Here is an 18,929-nt window from a genome sequence, read left to right as displayed (position 1 = left end):
CTTCAGGGAGCGCCCCGGGGATTTCCCCTGGAGTACGGGCCTTCGCGCCCGCGCGGCAGATCCGGCCACCCGTACGACGGCGGCGGGGACCCGGACCGGCCCCGGCGACCTGGGGATAACCCCTGGTTTTCGCGCGAACTCTGGACAAGGGGACAGGCAAGTCTTACTTGAGCCGCCCGCCCTGCCGCGCAACGTTGGATTTCCCAGCGTGCGGAGGCCGGTATGACGTTCGTCGGACGGGATCAGGAGCTCCGATGCCTGGCCGCGGAGTTCGAGCGCGCCCGCGCCGGACTGCCCAGGCTCGTGGTGGTCGAAGGACCGGCGGGGATCGGGAAGACGACGCTGGTCCAGCGGTTCCTGGAGACGTGCGGGACGGGCAACGTGCTGTTCACCGACGGCGACGAGGGTGAGGCGCTGCTGCCGTACGGGACGCTGACCAGGCTGTTCGGCGGGCTCCCCGCGCAGATCGAGGCGCCGGCCACGGCGGAGCCGCCCGATCCGCTCGCGGTCGGGGCCGCGCTGCTGCCGGAGCTGAGCGAGCGGCAGGCGAGCGAGCCGCTCTGCCTGGTCGTGGACGACGTGCACTGGGCGGACGCGCCGACGTTGCGGGCGCTGACGTTCTGCCTGCGCAGGCTGCGCGTGGACCGGGTCATGGCGGTGCTCATGCTGCGCGAGGCCGCCACGTTGCCGGGCCCCGAGGGGCTGCGGCGGCTCATCGCCGCCGACACCACACACCGGCTGCGGCTGCGCGGGCTGCGGGAGCCGGAGGTGGCCACGCTGGTCGGCGGGCGGGTGTCGCAGCGGGCCGTGGCCAGGCTGGTCGCCCACACCGAGGGCGTGCCGCTGCACCTGCGGGCGCTGCTGGAGGAGGTGCCGCTGGAGGCGCTGGACGACCTGGCGCAGCCGCTGCCGGCGCCCAGGTCGTACACGATGCTGGTGCTGGCCAAGGTGGCCCGGTGCGCGCCGCCGGTGCGCGAGCTGGTCGGCGCGGTCAGTGTGCTGGGCATGTCGTGCCCGCTACACCTGGCGGCGCGGGTGGCTGGGGTGGCTGAGCCGCTGCAGGCGCTCGAGCAGGCCGTGCGCGAGGGCGTGCTGCTGGAACGGTCCTCTTCGCGCGGGCCCGTGGCGGCGTTCGCGCATCCGCTGATCCGCGCGGCCGTCTACCGCGACCTCGGCCCGGCGCAGCGCTCGGCCCTGCACGCGCGGGCGGCGCTGGTGGCGGAGGGCGAGCAGGCGCGGCTGCGGCACCGCATCGAGGCGGTGGCGGGCCCGAGCCCGGAGCTGGCCGCCGAGCTGGCGGAGCTGGGCCGGGCGCAGGTACGGCTGGGCGCGTTCGGCGGCGCGGCCGAGCATCTGAAGGCGGCGGCGGAGCTGTCGGGCGACCCCGCGCCGCTGGCCGCCGAGGCGGTGGAGGCGCTGCTGCTGGACGGCCGGGTCGACGAGGCGGCCGGGCTGACCGCGAGCCTGCCCGAGGACGCGCACCCGGCGGTGCGCGGCTACGCGCTCGGCCACCTGGCCATGGTGCGCGGCCAGGTCGAGGAGGCGCGGGCGCAGCTCATCACGGCATGGGAGCAGGCGGGGCCGCCCGAGTCGGGCCTGGCGGCGCGGGCGGCGCAGCAGCTCGCCATGCTCTGCCTGGTCAAGGCCGAGGGCGGGCAGGCCGCCCGCTGGGCCGAACGCGCCCGCGACTCCCCCGGCTACCGCCTCAGCATCGACTACAACCGCTTCACCCAGCTCACCGGCCTGGCCGTCTCCGGCGAGATCGACGCGGCGCTGGCCGCGACCGCCGACCTGCCGCCGCCCGCGTCGGCCACGATCGCCGACCTGGACGCGCTGCTCGGCCGCGGGCTGCTGCGCACCTGCTCCGACGACCTGGCGGGCGGGCTGGCCGACCTGTCGGGGGTGGTGGCGGCGTGCGGGGAGCGTTCGGTGCCGTTCCGCATGCTGGCCACGGCCATGCTGGGGCAGGTCGAGTACCGTTCCGGCCGCTGGGACGACGCCGCCCTGCACACCGAGACCGCGGCGTCCGTGGCCGACGACGCCGACCAGCGGTGGCTCTCGCCCATCTGCCACGGGCTGGCCGCCCTCGTCCCGGCCTCGCGCGGCGACTGGCCGCTCGCGGAGTCCCACGTCCGGGCTGCCGTCGCCGGCGCGGACTCGATGGCGGCGCTCGCGCACGGATGCAGCGCCGCCGCGCACCTGGCCGCCGCCAGGGGCGACCACGCCGCGACGGTGGCGGCGCTGGAGCCGCTGCGGGCGGTGGAGGAGCACGACATCGTGTACGAGCCCGGCGTCGTACAGTGGCTCGACCTGTTCATCGACGCCCTGGTGGGGCTGGGCGAGCTGGACCGGGCCGAGACCTGTCTGGTCGCGGTCGAGCGGCTGGCGGGGCGGCGCGGCAGGCGTTCGGCGCTGGCCACGGCGGCCCGCTGCCGGGGCGGCCTGCACGCGGCCCGCCACGAGAACGCCCTGGCCGACACCGCCTTCACCACCGCTCTCGCGCACGCCGGGGCGGGGGCCGGGCTGCCGTTCGACGAGGCCCGGCTGCGGCTGGCGTACGGGCGGTTCCTGCGCAGGCTGGGCCGCCGCAGGCAGGCCCAGTCGCACCTGGAACTGGCGCTCGGGCTGTTCGCCAAGCTGGGCGCGGCGCCGTACGTGGGGCGGTGCGAGCGGGAGCTGAGCGCGTGCGGGCTGCCGCGCGCCGGGTCGGGCACCTCGCCGCTGCTGCGGCTGACCCCGCAGGAGCAGGCGGTGGCGCGGCTGGTGGCCACCGGGATGACGAACCGGCAGGTGGCCAGGGAGCTGGTGCTGAGCGTGAAGACGATCGAGTACCACCTGGGGAACGCGTACGCCAAGCTGGGGGTGAGCTCACGCGTGGCCCTCACCACCAAGCTCATGCGCTGACCCCGGTGCAGGCGTTCGCCGGGGCCTCGCCCACCCGTCGGTGGTCGGGGTTCCGCTACGAGCGTTCCATGAGCAACTCCGACAGGCGATCCGCGAACTCGACGAGCCAGTCCAACCGCGGCCCACCGCGGGCGATGCGGAACCCGTGACGCCGACCCCAGAACGCGGCCTGGACGGCGTGGAACTGGGCCCAGCGCCGAGTGCGTTCGCGATCGAGCTCCGCCGCCTCGGCGAAGACGTCCAGCGTACGGTGGAGGGCCTTGCGCAGGTCGTCCGCTTCGAGGAGGGTCAGCGCGCGCGACTTGAGCAGCGTGCCGCCGTCGTAGGCGGGGTCTCCCGCGTGCCCCTTGGGATCGACGGCCAGCCATGGCTCGCGGTCGGCGCGCAGGATGTTCCTGGGATGGAGGTCCCCGTGGATGAGGACGTCCGGCTGGACGGAGCCCAGCTCGCGTACGGTCGCCACCGCGGCGTCCACCACGTGGCGCGGCAGTGTGTGCGGCAGCTCCTCGGCGTCCTTGCGCAGCTGCTCCTCCCAGGAGCCGGCCCGCTCCCGCAGCCGGGGCAGGCCAGGGGGCGCGGGGATGGCCAGGCGGCGATTGATCTGCCCCGCGACCGTGACGACCTCGTCGCCGTCCTCGACCTCCGCCAGGGTCGACGCCTGGACCCGTTCGAGCAGCATGGCGAAACGCTCGTCGTCGCGCTCGTACAGCCGGACGGCCCCACGCCCGTCCCACGCCGCGAACGCGTCCGGCTCATGAACGTTGCCCGGATGCGGGAACGACACCTTCAGCACTGCGTCCACCCCCTCACCGCGCCGCCGCACCGGGACGACGACGCCGACCCCTCCGTGCATGACCTCGCCGTCCGGCACGCACCCCCAACGCTCCAGCAGCTCGTCCACGATCCCGGGCAGTTCCGCGAGCCACGCCGCGCCCGGGTCTCCCTCACGCTCGGCCGTGCTCCGCGCGAACACCTCCGGTATCCCGATCATCCGGGCACCCTACTCGCCGCTGCCACCACCCGGCGCGAGCTCGGTCGGGGTATAATCAGCTTGTCCCGAGCGGTTGGCCGCCCGGGATTTTGCTTTTCATGCCCACTCCTCATCGCATGATCCTGAACGCGGCCGCGCCTCTCTTCCTGTCCATGAGCGCCGGGGTCATCGCCCAGCTCGTCGGCACCTCCCTTGGCCGTCACCGTGTCCAACGTTCTCCTGCTGCGCCTGCCGGGACTGGCGGGAGGATCGCCGTGGCCCGGACGCCCCCGCCCGCGGGAGATCTGGCGCATGGCCAAGGTGGGCCTCCCGATGTCGGCCACGGTGGTCATCAAGTTCACGGTCATGGGTGGCGCGGCCTACGCCGCCGCCCGGACAGGGGTTCAGGGCGCTGCCGCCCACGCGATCCTCACGTCGCTGGCCGGACCCCTCGGCCTGACCGCCTTCGCCGTCGGGCAGGCCGCGACGCCGGAGATCGCCAGAGCGACCTCCCCTAGTGAGGCCCGTCGCGTCAACCGGGCGGCCCTGACGGTCGCGGCCATCGGCGTGCTCACCGGCGCGCTCATCGTCCTCTCGCTGGGCGAGCCGGTGTTGGGCCTGTTCACCTCCGATGCCCGGGTGCTCGCCCTGACCCTGCCCCTGTTACCGCTGCTGGCGGCCTACACCCTGGCCGACAACTGCGGGGTCGTGATGGCCACCGGCCTGACGGGTCTCAAGCGCTCGACCTGGACCCTGGGCTCGGCCATCGTGGGGAACGGCCTGCTCGCTCTGGCCATGACACCGGTGACGACGGCCTGGGGCCTGGCGGGCCTGTGGATCGCGTTGACCGCCAGTCGCCTGCTCGTTCTGGTCACGCAGACCGTCGGTTTCATGCGGCACAGCGCACGCGATCGATGACAGACTCAGCGGCTCGACGGCACGTCGAGGCCCATCAGGGGCAGGCAGGGCTCAAGCCCGTCGATCTGGACGGGAACGGTGCGGTGCCGCTCCCACGCGTCCCTGGTCAGGCGCAACCGGTGCTCCACGACCATCTTCCCGTCCATCGCGTGCCGCCAGTGGCCGTCGGGCTCGTAGCCGAGCTTGCGGGAGACGGCCAGGGAGGCGACGTTGTGCTCGAGCGCGCCTGACAGCGCCACCTCGGCGTCCAGACCGGCGAAGGCGAGGTGGAGTACGGCCGCCCGCATCTCGGTGCCGATCCCCTGCCCCTGGTGGCGGCGCCCGAGCCAGGAGGTCGTGCGTACCTGACGCGTGATGCCCAGGTCCCGGGCGGAGAGGCTCTGCTGCCCGGCCACCACACCGTCGCGGAACACGGTGAGGTCGAGCGACCACTCCTGCGGCGTCCACGCGCCGAGCTGCCGCCAGTGGTGGTGGACCACGCTGCGGGCGGCCTCGGCGGGCGGCGCGTCGGTCCACCGTACGAGGAACGGCGAGGCGTCGGGGTCATGGACGCCGTCGGCGGCCAGCCCGGCCAGCTCGGCCAGCTCCTCGGGGGATGGCAGCCGCAGCTCGAGCCGCGGCGTGGTCAGCCGCAGCCCGGCCGGCGGAAAGTGATCGACCAGCATGACCGCTATCGTGATCGCTGACCGGGCGGCACGTCATCCGAGTTTCCGCCCCTGCCGACACCACGTTCGGCGGCACCCTCATTCGCCTCGAGGGGCCAGGGGCCATCATGATGGTGGTGTCCGAGCTGACGGCCGGCACCGATGGGCTCGGCTGCCGGTTCCAAAACGCTGCCGGAGCGTGGCCCCGTCCTGGCCTGACGCTGACAGGCGGCCCTCACCGCGGCTTCTCTTCGACACGGAAAGCATCGCAGCGAGATCCGCCGATACTTCAGGTTCCGGGAGTGCGCACTCGCCGGCTTGGACAAGGCGGCCTCGTGGCCGGCCGCGAACGTGTGCGACAAGGAGCGGCAGACCGACCGGGTTCGGGAGGCGCTGCTGGTTCACCCCGTGGGAGGAGAAGCTCGGCAGCCCGCTCCGGATCGGATCCGCCGCGGTTTCGGGGCTGTGGACAGGTCTTTCTGCACGCGATCTGCACCTCCCGCCCGCAGGGTTCTGCACGCAGACGTGCAAGCATGCCCGGCGTGCGCAGATATGTGATGATCGCCGTGTTGGCGCTGCTGGCGGCGGGTTGTGGTTCGGGAGCGAAGACCGCTCCCGAGGTCGCCGGATATGTCGGGACGTATTTGCAGGCGCACCCTGACGTCAAGCGGATGGCGAAGAAGGGGGCCCAGAGCGCCACCGTGGTCATCAAGGGGCAGGACCAGGATGTCTCCGCCGATCTGGGCGATGGCTTGCGCGGACGGCTCATCCGGACGGGCGGTGCCACGTATATGCAGATGCTGGAGGAGGAAGTGGCACCGGGCAAGACCTGGGACAAGATCACCAAAGAGCACGAGCCGTACAATCTCTTGGGCATCAGCGTGGCGACAAGCCAGGCTACGACGCTGGTGAACAGTCACCGGGTGCATGCGCTGCTGGCAGCGCGGGGACGAGCGAGCGGCCCCGTACTCGATGGCGGGCTCGACCGTTACACGGTCACCATCGACGTGCGGGCGGCACTCGACGGATTGGACCTCAGCGCGTTCCTGGAGGTGTACGACCCGCTGCCGATGCTGCAGGACACCGAGGACGAGTACGCCATGGTCCGGGCCGGCGACAAGGCGGCGCAGGGGCGGCTGCTCGACAAGTTGCTCGAGGAGTTCGGCGCGCAGGCCACGTACGAGCTCTGGCTCGATGGCCAGGGGCGGCCAGTGCGGCAACGGCTGACCGCGAAGACGCCGATGGAGATCACCTTCTCCAACTGGGATGACACGACGGTGGCCGCTCCTCCGGCCGATCAAGTCCGGGTGCTGGCGAAGTGACCCCGCACCAATGTGACGGTGTCCCGATGCCGGTGAGCTGGGTGGGCTGGCTGACGAGTGCCGAGTTGAGCGAAGCCGTGAAGCAGCACCGGTTCATTCCAGATGGGCAGGGGGCGCTCCGCCGGTACCTCGAGGCACGTTCGGCTTCACCTGGCTCGGCCCGGTGACGCTCCCCTACGCCATCGCCCTGGCGAACGAAGGGGTTGGGGAACGCCCTCACCGTCCCCTGAGGCCGGGCGATCTGCTCACACCGTCGCCGAGCGGCCCGGTGCGAATTGCCGGATACCGGCCTCGGTGGCACCGTCCGCCAGGAGGTCGCCCAGGGCCTCGCCGATCGCCGGTGCGTACTTGAATCCTCCGCCCGAGAATCCGACGGCGACCGCGACGTGCGCCGCGCCCGGGAGCAGCCCGACCACGGGCTGACCATCCGCTGTGTACGACTCCACGTGCACCGAGGTCTGCACCGGACGCGGGTTGAGCCCGGGTAGCCGGCGCCCGACGACATCGCGGATCTCCGCCAGGTGGTCGGCGGCGAGGTGGGGATCCGGGCGCGCCGGGTCGGCCACCTCCGGGTGCGGGCGGCTCTTCACGCCGATCTTCACCGTTGCCCCGTCCAGGCTGGGAAAGCCGTAGATGGAGGCGCCGTCCGGCATGGCGACGCGTTCGAAGACCGGAAAGCGTTCCGCACCGTACAGCGAGAGGTCGTCCGGTACGAACCAGGTCTGCGCCAGCCGGCGCGCGGTCAGCCCGGCCACTCCGATCGCCTCCCGCAGCCCGTCCGGCAGCAGCGTGGCCGCCCAGGCGCCGGGGGCGATGACCACCGCGTCGAACGTCTCGCTGTGCGGTCGGTCCGCGCCGCTTCGGTAGGTCAGCCCGACGGTCTCGGACCTCACGTCGATGTCGAGGACCTCGGTGTCGTGGCGCACGGTCGCCCCGAGCGTCGTGGCCTGTTCGATCGCGGCGAGGATCGCCGGCTCGGGACGAAGAAAGCCGGTCGCCGGGTCATGGACGGCGATGTCCTCATCCTCGACGGCGTGCTGGGGGAAAGCCTGCCGCACGTCCTGTGCGTCGAGGACGCGATGGGCCAGCCCCCAGTTCTCGCAGCTGGTCACGGCCTTCCGTACGGAGGTGCTGCCGGCGGGGCCGAGGATCAGTCCGCCGGTCTGCTCGAGCAGCCGCCGTCCGGTCGCCTCCTCCAGCCGGCGCCACAGCTGCTCGGCCCGGAGGACCAGCGGCGGCAGGTCCGGGTCGCCCATGCTGATGACCGCGAACCGGCGGCTCTGCCCGCCGGAGGCCCCGCGGTGGTGCGGGACGCCCCAGCGATCGAAGGCATGCACCTCCAGGCCGCGCTCGGCCAGCTGCCAGGCGGCCATGCTCCCCACCGCTCCGGTCCCGATGACCGCCGCCCTCCTTCGAGCGGTTCCGGCGAGTCTCATGAGGCCAGCGCCGGGGCGGCGAGGTACTTGAGGTTCTGGTATTCGACGAGTCCTTCGGCGCCGCCCTCCCGGCCGAGCCCGGACTCCTTGATCCCGCCGAACGGCGCGGCCACGTGGGACAGCAGCCCCCGGTTGATGCCGACCATGCCGCTGTCCAACCGGCCGGCGACCCGGGCTATCCGGTCGCTGTCGCGCGCCACCAGGTACGCCGCGAGCCCGAACGGGGTGTCGTTGGCCAGCGCCACCCCCTCGTCCTCCGTCCGGAACCGGCGGATGCCCGCGACCGGGGCGAAGACCTCCTCCTGCTGCAGGAGAGCGTCGGCGCTGAGGTGGTCCAGCACCACAGGGGCGAACCAGCTGCCGGGACCGCCGGGTGCGTCGGCACGCCCCAGCAGCGTCGCCCCCTTCGCGACGGCGTCGTCGACCAGCCGGTCGGCCTTGGCGACCGCGCGGTCGTCTATGAGCGGGCCGAGGTCGACGTCCGAGGTTCCCAACCCGACCCTGATCGCGGTGAGCGCCTCGGTGAGGCGGGCCGCGAACTCGTCGGCCACCGGTTCCTGGACGAGGAACCGGTTGGCGGCCACGCACGACTGGCCCCCGAGGCGCATCTTGGCGATGACCGCCTCACGGACCGCGAGGTCGAGGTCGGCGTCGTCGAAGACCAGGAACGGGGCGTTGCCGCCGAGTTCCATCGACGTGCGCAGCACGTGCGCGCCGGCCTGCTGCAGCAGCAGTTTCCCGACGGGGGTGGACCCGGTGAAGGACACCTTCCGCAGTCGTGGGTCGGCGATGAGCGTGCCGCAGACCGACCCCGGGTCCGTGGTGGTGACCACGGTGAGGACTCCTGCCGGGACGCCCGCGTCCCGTGCGAGTTGTGCGAAGGCCAGCGTGGTGAGCGGGGTGAGTTCGGCCGGTTTCAGCACGACCGTGCAGCCGGCGGCCAGGGCGGGCGCGACCTTGCGGGTGGCCATCGCCAGCGGCACGTTCCACGGGGTGATGAGCAGGCAGGGGCCGACCGGACGCGGGGCGGTGACGATGTGCCAGCTGCCGTCGGGGGTCGGGGTGCTGCGGCCGGAGCTGCGGACCGCCTCCTCGGCGTACCAGCGGACGTACTCGGCGGCGTAACGGACCTCGCCGCGCGCCTCGGCGAGAGTCTTGCCGACCTCGAGGGTGATGAGGGCCGCCAGGCGCTCCTCGTCGGCGAGCATCGCCTGGTAGAGCCCGTACAGGATGTCCGCCCGCCGCCGGGTCGGGGCGGCCGCCCAGGCGGGGAACGCGTCGTTCGCCGCGGTCAGCGCGAGCAGGGCGTCACCCGGCTCGCAGTCGGCGACGGCGGCGACCGGCCGGCCGAGCGCGGGATCGGCGACGTCGAAGGTCCGCCCGGAGCGCGGCGCCGTCCACTCGGCGGCCAGGAAGCCGCCGGGCAGCGACGCGGCCGCGGTCTCCGTGAGGTCGCGGTGCCGGGCGATGTCAGCCGGCCGCAGCGCCGACGCCTGCGCGGGCTCAGGCGGATTCGAGGGTACGGGCACGGTCGAGAGCGGACTTGAGGACGTCGGCGGCACGGGAGATCTCCTCGGCGGTGATGACGAACGGGGGACTGACGTGCAGGGAGTTGTCGGCCAGCAGCCGGGTGAGGACGCCCCGCTCCCGCGCGGCGCGCAGTACGGGACGTGCGTCGACGTCGGGGGCGAGCTGGACCGCCGCGAGAAGTCCGGCACCGGCCCGGACGTCGACGACGGCTTCGTGGTCGCGCAGCGGGGTGAGGGCCTGGGCCAGGACGGGCTCGAGGTCCAGGACGCGCTCCAGCAGACCTTCCTCCTCGAGGATGCTCAGGTTCACCTCGGCGGCGACGCAGGCCGCGGCGTGGCCCGAGTACGTCAGACCGTGGCGGAACGTCGGGGCGTCGGGGGTCTCGGCGAAGAAGGGCTCCCAGACGCGCCGGGACACCAGCACGCCGCCCAGCGGCAGGTAGCCGGAGGTGATGCCCTTGGCCATGGTGAGGAGATCCGGCTCGATGCCGAAGCGCTGGCAGGCGAACCACTGCCCGACCCGCCCGAAACCGGTGATGACCTCGTCGGCGATGAGCAGGATGTCCAGGCGACGGCACAGTTCGGCCAGCCCGGTGAGGTAGCCGGGCGGGGGCAGCAGCACGCCCCCGGTGCCGATGATCGGTTCGGCGATGACGGCGGCGACGTTGTCGGGTCCGAGCCGGAGCAGCTCCGCCTCGGTGGCGGCCAGGTCGTTCCACGGGACGCGGGCGGTCTCGGGGATCAGCGAGTCGCTGCCGTACCCGTCGCGGTTGCTCTGGATGCCCGTGATGCTCGTACCGAACCCGTGCAGACCGTGGTAGGCGTGCTGCCGGGAGACGATGACGCGCTTGCCGGGCCGCCCGGCCAGCTGCCAGTGCCGGCGCGCGAGCTTGCAGGCGGTGTCGACGGAGTCGGAGCCGCCGCTGGTGAGGAAGACCTTCGCGTCGGGGATGGGGCTCAGCTCCGCGAGGCGCTCGGCGAGCCGGATGGCGGGGCGGTTGGCCATGCCCTGGAACAGGTGGTACGTCTCCAGAACGTTCATCTGCTGACGGACGGCGTCGGCGATGCGGGTCCGGCCGTGTCCGACATTGGCGTGCCACAGGCTGGCCGGCAGGTCGAGCAGGTCCTGGCCGTCCTCGGTACGCACCGAGGCTCCCCGCCCCGACGCGATGACCGTGAGGGTTTCCTCGATGGTGGACATCGCGGTCTGCGGATGCCACAGGCTGGTGCTCGTCAAGAAAGGCTCCTCATCACATCGGGGTGGGGACTACGGGTGGGGAACGGTGCAGGTCAGGCGGCGACCACGACGTCCTCGACGACCTCGGCGTGGATGTGCAGCATCCGGGCCACCAGGCCGTTGCCGCGGGTGAACCTCAGGTCCTCCGGCGCCACGGGAGCGTCCGCGCCGGTGAAGAACGCGGCACCCTGGTCGATCGACTTGTCGGACTTGTCATCGGGGTAGAGCGGGTTGATCGTGTTCTCGATCTTCGGCCACAGGGCCCGGGCGGCCTCGGTGCTCTCGAACTCCAGCGTCATCACCAGCGTGTTCGGGATGAGCTCGCCGGCGCACTCGCGCAGGACCGAACCCCCGAGGTAGCCGGGGTGGCCCTCGAGGCTGCGCAGCCAGTCGACGAGGCTGGTGCGGGCATCCTCGATCTTGGTGGGCTCGGCAACGAAGATGAAGACGTCACGACGCTTGGACATGGTGTTCTCCTGTCTCGCCAGTGCGGTGGGGGTGGCTGTGAGGACTGCGCGGCAGGTCGTAGAAGACCGCGCCGCTGGCTCCCTGCGTGTCGTCATGGACGAGCCGGGCGCCGAAGGACTCCCAGAAGGCGACGGCGCCCGGGGAGTGGCGATAGGTGTGCAGAGCGATGGCCTCGTAGTGCCCCTCCTGGTCCGCGCGGTCGAGCCCCGCGCGGACCAGGGCCCTGGCGATGCCGCCGCGGCGGGCTTCCTTGCGGACGTAGACGCGTACGAGCTGGCCGTGCCGGCCGTCCTCGTAGCGGTCGACGACGTGTTGCGGGGTGAGGCCGGGCTTCAGCCGTCCGCTGCGGATGCCGCCCGTCGCCAGGACCTCACCCGTGCCGTCGTCGGTCACCACCAGGAGGAAGGGGCCGTTTCCCGGGGCGTAGTGGGTCATGGGGTCGTCGACGTCGGCGTGGATCCGCGGGTCGTAGGCGTCGCCGAAGTCCTCGGCGATGCTGCGCCGCATCACCGACTGGGCGCCGGGCAGGGTGCGCTCGCTCAGCGGGTGGATCGACCATTCCACGGGAGTCACCCCGCTCCCTGCGTGGCGAGCTTCGCCCGGTACGCCTCCCGGGCCTCCTTCGAGGCGTGGTGGCCGGACAGCTCGTGGAGGTCGTCGGGGATCACGCCGTCGAAGGTGGGGTGGACGTGGACGGTGACCCGGTCGAGGTTGCCCACCGCGTGCATCAGGGAGTGCTGCACGTTCTCGGCCACGGCGTGGGCCTCGATCATGCTCAGCCCGGAGTCGAGGCCGATCTCGGCGTCTCCCTCCATGCGGTGACCCGACCAGCGGACGCGGACCTCGCCGACGGACACGACGCCGTCGACGCCCGCGATGGTGGTGCGCATCCGGTCGATCGTTTCCGGCTCCACACCGTCCATGAGGCGGCGGACGATGATGATCAGGGAGTTGACCAGGATGCCGCTGATCGCCACGGCGATGAGGAGGCCGACGATGGCGTCGGCGCGGTCGAACCCGAGCCACACGCCGACCACACCGGCGATGACGGCGATCGAGGTGTATCCGTCGGCGCGGGCATGCTGGCCCTCGGCGATCAGCGCGGCCGAGCCGATGCGACGGCCGGTCCGGATGCGGTACACGGCCACCATCTCGTTGCCGAGGAAGCCGACGAGCCCCGCGGCGAAGACCCACCACAGGTTGGTCAGCGGGTGCGGGTTGATCAGCGCGTCGATCGACTCCCAGATGATCAACCCGATCGAGGCGACGATGACCAGGGAGATGAACAGCCCGACCAGGTCCTCGGCGCGCCGGTAACCGTAGGAGTACTTCTTGGTCGCCGCGCGCCGGCCCAGCCGGAAGGCGATGATCAGGGGGATCGTGGTCGCGGCGTGCCCGAGGTTGTGGATGGTGTCGGCCAGCAGGGCGATCGAGCCGGACACCGCGACGATGACCATCTGGCCGATCGCGGTGGCCATCATGCCGGCCAGCCCGATCCAGGCCGTGCGGATCCCGTCCTGGGCCGACTCCTCGGCGCTCTGGATCGCGTCGTTGGCGTCGTGGGCATGCGGGATCAGCGTGTGCTTGACCCTCGCCCACAGGCCGGTGCCGTGGTCGTGGCCGTGGTCGTCGCCGTGGCCATGTCCGTGCCCATGTCCGTGCCCATGTCCGTGCCCATGTCCGTGGCCGTGCCCGTGGCCGGTGGCGGCCGAAACCTCGGACTCGTGGTGGTCGTGCCCGTGCCCGTTCACGGCGGCGGCGGGAGCGTCATCGTGCGGGTGGTCGTGGCCATGTCCGTGTCCGTGGCCGTGGCCGTGATCGTCTGGGGTCGTGGAAGCTCGCATCGAGAGTCCGTTCATGCCGGCGGAGGGTGAGTCGCGGGACTGGGTGAGTGAGTCGCGGGGGCCGGGAGGGGGGGTCGCGGGGCCGAGAGGGTGAGTCGCGGGACCGGGAGAGGGGCGGTCGGCTGCCGAGTGGCGTCTGCCGCGCCATCACATCTTGTCCACAACAGCCAGCGACGGTCAACTGTTGTCAACAATCTTCCGGAGACGAGGAGCGTACGGGCAGTGAAAATCAGCACCAATACCAGGCAATCAGCTCCTGAAGATCGACAGAAGCTGGGGAAACATACTCTTTACAAGCAGGCGGCTCGGAATTGTTGACAGCAGAGAATCGGATGCTTAGCGTTCCAGACACCACACGGCCAGTCGCCTCAGGCGGCTGACACCGAGCGTGACATCTCGCCGCTCGCACCGACGCTCCCACTCCCACCGGACCGACCCCCACCGGAGGAACTGCTCGTGGACCTGACCAGCGTGCGCCCCAAATACATCACCTTCGACTGCTATGGGACCCTGACCAGCTTCGATCTCAACCTCACCGTCAAGCCGCTGGTCGCCGACCGGATCTCCGAGGAGGACATGCCGCTCTTCCTCAAGGACTACCGCGCGTACCGGATGGACGAGGTGCTCGGCGAGTTCAAGCTCTACCCCGACGTGCTCAAGGACTCCTTCAGGCGCACCTGCGAACGCTGGGGCATCGGCTACCGCGCCTCCGACGGCAAGGCCATCGTGGCCTGCGTGCCGACCTGGGGTCCCCATGCGGACGTTCCCCCGGCCCTGGCCAAGCTCGCCGACGCCTACCCTCTGGTGATCCTCTCCAACGCCGTCGACGAGGCGCTGCGGCACAATGTCGACCAGCTCGGCGCCCCCTTCCACAAGGTGTTCACCGCCGAGCAGGCCAAGGCTTACAAGCCGCGCTACCAGGCCTTCGAGTACATGCTCGACCAGCTGGGCTGCGAACGCGACGAGATCGTGCACGTCTCCTCGCACATCTGGTACGACCTGATCCCCGCCCACGAGCTGCGGATCCCGCACAAGGTCTACGTCAACCGCGGCTACGACCCCTCCACCCCCTTCTACCGGTACGCCGAGACCACAGACCTGTCCGGCGTCCCCGCTGTGCTGGGTCTCTGATCGGAAGGAGGACGTCGTGAAGCTGACCAGCTACTGGCTCGACACCGCCGAACCGGCCGGCGACTTCCGCCGTGCCGAACTCCCCGAACAGGTCGACGTCGCGGTCATCGGCGCCGGGTTGACCGGCCTGTCCGCCGCGCTGCACCTCGCCCGCCGCGGCGCCAGCGTCGCCGTGCTGGAGTCGCACACCGTGGGCTGGGGAGCCTCCGGCCGCAACGGCGGCATGGCCACGACCGGCCTGGCCATCTCCTTCCCCGCCGCGGTCAAGCGGTACGGCGCGGAGCGTGCGACGGCGATGTTCACCGCCTACGACGACGCGATCGACACCGTCGAGAAGATCGTCACCGACGAGGAGATCGCCTGCGACTTCATGCGGTCCGGCAAGCTCACCCTGGCCGCCAAACCGGCGCACTACGCCGCGCTGGAGCGGTCGGCGGAGATGATCGAGAGGCTCATCGGCCGCTCGGTCCAGCTGGTCCCCCGCGGCCGCATGCGGGACGAGCTCGGCAGCGACCGCTATCACGGTGCGCAGGTCGACCCGAACGGGGCGGGTGCCCACGTCGGGAAGCTGGTCATGGGGCTGGCCCGCGCCGCGGTCGGCCACGGGGCCCTGGTCGCGGAGAACGCCGCGGTGACCGGCGTCCGCCGCGTCGGCCCGGTCAACGGGCATCGGGTGCAGACCACGCGCGGCGTCCTGACCGCCTCAGACGTGCTCATCGCCACCAGCGGGTACACGGGGTCGCTGACCCCGTGGCTGCGCCGCCGCATCGTGCCGGTGGGCAGTTTCATCGTCGTCACCGAACCCCTGCCGGACGACCTCGTCGCCCAGCTCATGCCGCACCGGCGGATGGCGTCGGACACCAAGAACCTGCTGTACTACTTCCGTCCCACGCCGGACAACAGGTTGCTGTTCGGCGGGCGGGCCCGGTTCGCCCTGTCGGACGCCCAGTCGGACCTCAAGAGCGGCGAGATCCTGCGCAAGGCCGTCACCGAGGTGTTCCCGCGGCTGCGTGACGTCCGGCTGGACTACTGCTGGGGCGGGCTGGTCGACATGACGATGGATCAGATGGTCCACGCCGGCGTACGGGACGGGATGCACTACTCCGTCGGCTACAGCGGCCACGGGGTCCAGATGGCCACCCACATGGGCAAGGTCATGGCCGACGTCATCGGCGGCGACCCCACGGTCAACCCCTGGAAGGGGCTGGCGTTCCCGCCGGTTCCCGGCCACTTCGGGCCGCCCTGGTTCCTGCCGGCCGCCGGGGCGTTCTTCCGCGCGCTCGACGCCGTGCGCTGATCGATCCGCGAACGTGTGACGACCCGGAGGTACCCGAGTGTTGTACGTGCTGAGACGGTTCGCCGTCCTCGTGACGACCCTGCTGGTCGCCTCTTTCCTGGTGTTCCTCATCCCCTACGTCACGCCCGGCGACCCGGCCGCGCGGATCCTGCGGGCCAGGGTGGGCGACCTGGTCCAGGACCCGCAGACGCTGGCCCGCCTCCGGGTCGAGTACGGGCTGGACCGGCCGCTGCTCCAGCAGTACCTGTCCTGGCTGGGCTCGGCGCTGCAGGGTGACCTCGGCCGGTCGTTCACCAACGGCACGGAGGTCCTCCCCCAGCTGATGCGGGCGTTGTCGGTCACCGCCTCGATCGCCGTCATCGCCCTCCTGCTCGCCCTGTTCGTGGCGGTCCCGCTGGGAGCCGTCTGCGCGGTACGGCGCGGGACCCCGCTCGACGGGGCGATCACCGGCGTCACGCAGGCGTTCGTGGCCGTCCCGGAGTACTGGCTCGGCCCGGTCCTGGTCCTGGTGTTCGCCCTGCAGCTCGGCGTCCTGCCCTCCTCCGGCTGGCACGGGGTGGAGTCGATGGTGCTTCCCTGCCTGACCGTGGCGCTGCGGCCGATGAGCTACTTCACCCAGGTAGCCCGCTCGTCGATGATCGAGGTGCTCGAGGCGCCCTACATCACCGCCGCCCGCGGGCGCGGGCTGAGCTTCGCCCAGACCATGCTGCGTCACGGGCTTCGCAATTCCGTTCTGCCGGTCCTGACCCTGTTCGCGGTCTGGCTGGCCGGCCTGCTCGGCGGGTCGGTCGTCGTCGAGGTCATCTTCGCCGTACCCGGAGTCGGGCGGCAGATGTACGACGCGGTCATCAACAACGACGTCCCGCTCATCCAGGGTGGGGTCGTGGCGGTCGTCGGCCTGGCCGTGCTCATCACCACCCTCACCGATGTCCTTTACACCGCCATCAACCCGAACGCGAGGACGAGCCGTGTCCGTGCTTGACGTCTTCGGCGACGACGCCCGTCGCGACGAACCCGGCGCCGCGCCTCCGCCGTCACCGGCCGAGACCGCCACCGCCCCGCCGCGCCGCGGGCGCGGAACGTGGCCGCCGGCACTGCTGGCCGGGTCCATCCTGTTCGGGGTCATCGCCACGCTCCTGCTGCTGGCACCGTGGCTGGCGCCCTATCCGCCGGCGCAGCAGGACCTCGTCGCGCGCCTGGAAGGCAGCTCCGCGGCCCACCTGCTCGGCACCGACCACCTGGGCCGCGACGTGCTCAGCAGGCTGCTGGACGGGGGCCGGTTCTCCCTGGCCGTCGCCTCGGTCACGCTGTTGATCTGCGCCGTCACCGGCACTCTCGTGGGGTTCGTCGTCGCGCGGCGAGGCGGCTGGCTCGACACCGTCGTCATGCGTGTCACCGACATCCTGCTGGCCTTCCCCGAGATGGTGGTCGCGCTCTTCCTCGTCGCGATCCTCGGCACCGGTGACCTGACGCTGGTGCTCGCCCTGACCATCGGCGGGTGGACGCCGTTCTGCCGGCTGGCCCGCGGCGTCGCGCTGGAGATCAACGGCCGTGACTTCATCGAAGCGGCTCAGGCTCTGGGGTGCTCGGGGTGGTTCATCATCCGCCGCCACCTGCTTCCCAACGCCCTGCCTCCGTTGCTGGCCCACGCGGCAGTGCGCTTCGGCCACAAGCTCATCACCGTCGGCGCCCTGTCCTTCCTGGGACTCGGCGTCCAGCCACCGTTCTCCGACTGGGGGTCGATGTTGTCCGAGGCCATCCCCTACCTGGACCGCTTGCCCATGCTGGTCCTGGCCCCAGGTGCCGCGATCTTCATCGCCGCCCTCAGCGTCACCCTCGCCGGTCGCGGCCTGGAGACGCGCCGGGCCCGGGCAGGGCGGTCCACATGAGCTGCGGAGTCCCGCCGCACCCGCGCGGCGGTCACACTGGAAACGATCACGCGCTCCTGCGGCTGGAGAGCGCGAGCGGTGGGAACGGAACACGAACCCGGAGAAGCACACTCATGAGCCAACAGACCCCGGCCCCGGCGGGCAGGACCTCGAAGCGGACGCTGACGGAGGTGGTCACCGGGCTGTTGCGGGACCGCATCCTCGGCGGGGAGTTCCCGCCAGGGACCCAGATGAACGAAGTCGAGCTCGCGGCGTACTTCGAGGTCTCGCGCGGCCCGTTGCGCGAGGCGATGCAGCGTCTGGTGCAAGAAGGCCTGCTGGTCAGCTACCCCCGCCAAGGGGTCTTCGTCCCCACCCTGACCGCAGAGGACCTGGAGGACATCTTCGTCGCCCGCCAGGCGATCGAGCGGGAGGCACTGCGCCGGGTCACCGCCCGAGGGGTTTCCGCGGGCCTGGTCGCCGACCTCGAGGTGATCGTCGCGCGGATGAGGGACGCCGTCGGCCACGCGGACGAGAGCGCGCTGGCCGCCCTGGACCTCGCCTTCCATCGCCGGCTGGTCAGCGCCGCCGGCAGCACCCGGCTGGACCGGCTGTACGGCCTCATCGCCAACGAGATGCAGCTGTGCTTCCGGATGATCGTCGACAGCTACAGCGACCGTTCCAAGCTGTGGGCCGAGCACGAGCAACTGCTGCACGTCATCGCCAGCGGTGACAGGTCCGCCGCCAAGGCGCTTCTGGACCGTCACTTCGCCGAGGCCGGCGAGCTCCAGCCGGGGGCATCGGACCAGCCGCCCAAGCAGCGCCTTCGCCCTCACTCGCATCGCCACCAGGATGCGTCGGCCTCTCACGAACACGCCGACGGCTACCGCCACGGCGACGACCAAGAAGCCCCACCGCATCCCCGGGAGCAGACATGAGCGCGCGTCTGGAGGTCCGCGACCTGACCGTTCACGCCGGGCGGCCCGGACAGGCCCCACCCATCCTCGACCGCATCAGCCTGACCCTCGATCCCGGCGAGGTGCTGGCCGTGGTCGGCGAATCGGGGTCGGGCAAGAGCATGACCGCCCACTCGGTGCTGCGCATGCTGCCGGCCGGGTTGCACATGCACGCCGAGGGCCTGCGGCTGGGCGACCTGGACCTGCTCGCCGCCTCCTCACGGGCGTTGGACGGCGTACGCGGCCGGCGGATCTCCATGCTCTACCAGCAGCCCAAGCGCATGCTCGACCCGACCGCGACGGTCGGCAGCGAGATCCTCGACGCGGAGGGCCTCGACGGGCTCAGCATGCGCAAGCTGGGCGCCAAGCTGAGCGCGGGCGCCACCAGCATCTATTGGTACGTCG

17 protein-coding genes are annotated in these 18,929 nt (G+C 71.7%); 9 read left to right on the top strand and 8 right to left on the bottom strand.

Features of this window, described 5'->3' with window-relative positions; genetic code table 11:
• Positions 1-222: 222 nt before the first annotated feature.
• Positions 223-2,904 (top strand): helix-turn-helix transcriptional regulator, encoded by a 2,682-nt coding sequence (locus tag ACWEPL_RS16245; RefSeq protein WP_452436603.1) that lies wholly within the window; start codon positions 223-225, stop codon positions 2,902-2,904.
• 55 nt (positions 2,905-2,959) lie between these two features.
• Here ACWEPL_RS16245 and ACWEPL_RS16240 read toward each other — a convergent pair whose 3' ends face one another.
• A complete protein-coding gene (locus tag ACWEPL_RS16240; RefSeq protein ID WP_452436602.1) occupies positions 2,960-3,895 on the bottom strand; it encodes an aminoglycoside phosphotransferase family protein in 936 nt (311 codons plus the stop codon).
• 204 nt (positions 3,896-4,099) lie between these two features.
• On the opposite strand from ACWEPL_RS16240, the gene ACWEPL_RS16235 reads away from it, so the two are divergent.
• Positions 4,100-4,792, top strand: coding sequence for an MATE family efflux transporter (locus ACWEPL_RS16235; protein WP_452436601.1), 693 nt, complete (start codon positions 4,100-4,102; stop codon positions 4,790-4,792).
• A 5-nt stretch (positions 4,793-4,797) separates the two neighbouring features.
• Here ACWEPL_RS16235 and ACWEPL_RS16230 read toward each other — a convergent pair whose 3' ends face one another.
• Positions 4,798-5,457 carry a GNAT family N-acetyltransferase gene (locus tag ACWEPL_RS16230; protein WP_452436600.1) on the bottom strand — a complete coding sequence of 220 codons (660 nt, stop codon included), beginning with the start codon at positions 5,455-5,457 and terminating at the stop codon, positions 4,798-4,800.
• Between the two features lie 521 nt (positions 5,458-5,978).
• Here ACWEPL_RS16230 and ACWEPL_RS16225 point away from each other — a divergent pair.
• The gene (locus ACWEPL_RS16225) at positions 5,979-6,758 is read left to right on the top strand and encodes a hypothetical protein (RefSeq protein WP_452436599.1); all 780 of its coding nucleotides are present in this window, start codon (positions 5,979-5,981) and stop codon (positions 6,756-6,758) included.
• Positions 6,759-7,003: 245 nt separating this feature from the next.
• Here ACWEPL_RS16225 and solA read toward each other — a convergent pair whose 3' ends face one another.
• Genes solA through ACWEPL_RS16195 form a run of 6 tightly spaced genes read right to left on the bottom strand, consistent with a single transcriptional unit; the run spans position 7,004 to position 13,287 of the window.
• Positions 7,004-8,194 (bottom strand): N-methyl-L-tryptophan oxidase, encoded by a 1,191-nt coding sequence (gene solA / locus ACWEPL_RS16220; protein WP_452436598.1) that lies wholly within the window; start codon positions 8,192-8,194, stop codon positions 7,004-7,006.
• Positions 8,191-9,723, bottom strand: a complete 1,533-nt coding sequence (locus ACWEPL_RS16215; protein ID WP_363968971.1) for an NAD-dependent succinate-semialdehyde dehydrogenase — start codon at positions 9,721-9,723, stop codon at positions 8,191-8,193. The genes solA and ACWEPL_RS16215 overlap by 4 nt, the downstream gene beginning before the upstream one ends.
• The gene (locus ACWEPL_RS16210; protein WP_452436597.1) at positions 9,698-10,960 is read right to left on the bottom strand and encodes an aminotransferase family protein; all 1,263 of its coding nucleotides are present in this window, start codon (positions 10,958-10,960) and stop codon (positions 9,698-9,700) included. The genes ACWEPL_RS16215 and ACWEPL_RS16210 overlap by 26 nt, the downstream gene beginning before the upstream one ends.
• A 53-nt stretch (positions 10,961-11,013) precedes the next feature.
• Positions 11,014-11,427 carry a hypothetical protein gene (locus ACWEPL_RS16205; RefSeq protein WP_350740211.1) on the bottom strand — a complete coding sequence of 138 codons (414 nt, stop codon included), beginning with the start codon at positions 11,425-11,427 and terminating at the stop codon, positions 11,014-11,016.
• On the bottom strand, positions 11,411-12,001 hold the full coding sequence (locus tag ACWEPL_RS16200; protein ID WP_452436596.1) for a GNAT family N-acetyltransferase: 591 nt from the start codon (positions 11,999-12,001) through the stop codon (positions 11,411-11,413). The genes ACWEPL_RS16205 and ACWEPL_RS16200 overlap by 17 nt, the downstream gene beginning before the upstream one ends.
• Positions 11,998-13,287, bottom strand: a complete 1,290-nt coding sequence (locus tag ACWEPL_RS16195; RefSeq protein WP_452436595.1) for a cation diffusion facilitator family transporter — start codon at positions 13,285-13,287, stop codon at positions 11,998-12,000. The genes ACWEPL_RS16200 and ACWEPL_RS16195 overlap by 4 nt, the downstream gene beginning before the upstream one ends.
• A gap of 441 nt (positions 13,288-13,728) precedes the next feature.
• Between ACWEPL_RS16195 and ACWEPL_RS16190 the strand changes: the two genes are divergently transcribed.
• The 6 genes from ACWEPL_RS16190 to ACWEPL_RS16165 form a co-directional block, all read left to right on the top strand.
• A complete protein-coding gene (locus tag ACWEPL_RS16190; protein ID WP_452436594.1) occupies positions 13,729-14,403 on the top strand; it encodes a haloacid dehalogenase type II in 675 nt (224 codons plus the stop codon).
• A 16-nt stretch (positions 14,404-14,419) separates the two neighbouring features.
• Positions 14,420-15,700 (top strand): NAD(P)/FAD-dependent oxidoreductase, encoded by a 1,281-nt coding sequence (locus ACWEPL_RS16185; RefSeq protein WP_452436593.1) that lies wholly within the window; start codon positions 14,420-14,422, stop codon positions 15,698-15,700.
• Positions 15,701-15,746: 46 nt separating this feature from the next.
• The gene (locus tag ACWEPL_RS16180; protein ID WP_363968981.1) at positions 15,747-16,682 is read left to right on the top strand and encodes an ABC transporter permease; all 936 of its coding nucleotides are present in this window, start codon (positions 15,747-15,749) and stop codon (positions 16,680-16,682) included.
• The gene (locus ACWEPL_RS16175) at positions 16,669-17,589 is read left to right on the top strand and encodes an ABC transporter permease (RefSeq protein ID WP_452436592.1); all 921 of its coding nucleotides are present in this window, start codon (positions 16,669-16,671) and stop codon (positions 17,587-17,589) included. Before ACWEPL_RS16180 ends, ACWEPL_RS16175 begins: the two co-directional genes overlap by 14 nt.
• Before the next feature lie 113 nt (positions 17,590-17,702).
• On the top strand, positions 17,703-18,506 hold the full coding sequence (locus tag ACWEPL_RS16170; protein ID WP_363968984.1) for a GntR family transcriptional regulator: 804 nt from the start codon (positions 17,703-17,705) through the stop codon (positions 18,504-18,506).
• Positions 18,503-18,929, top strand: a 427-nt coding sequence (locus ACWEPL_RS16165) for an ATP-binding cassette domain-containing protein (protein ID WP_452436591.1), incomplete at its 3' end; no start/stop codon positions are given. The genes ACWEPL_RS16170 and ACWEPL_RS16165, both read left to right, overlap by 4 nt.

Source organism: Nonomuraea sp. NPDC004186 (assembly GCF_053603495.1).
Note: the sequence above shows the minus strand (reverse complement) of the source record. Positions and strands in the feature narration are given on the sequence as shown.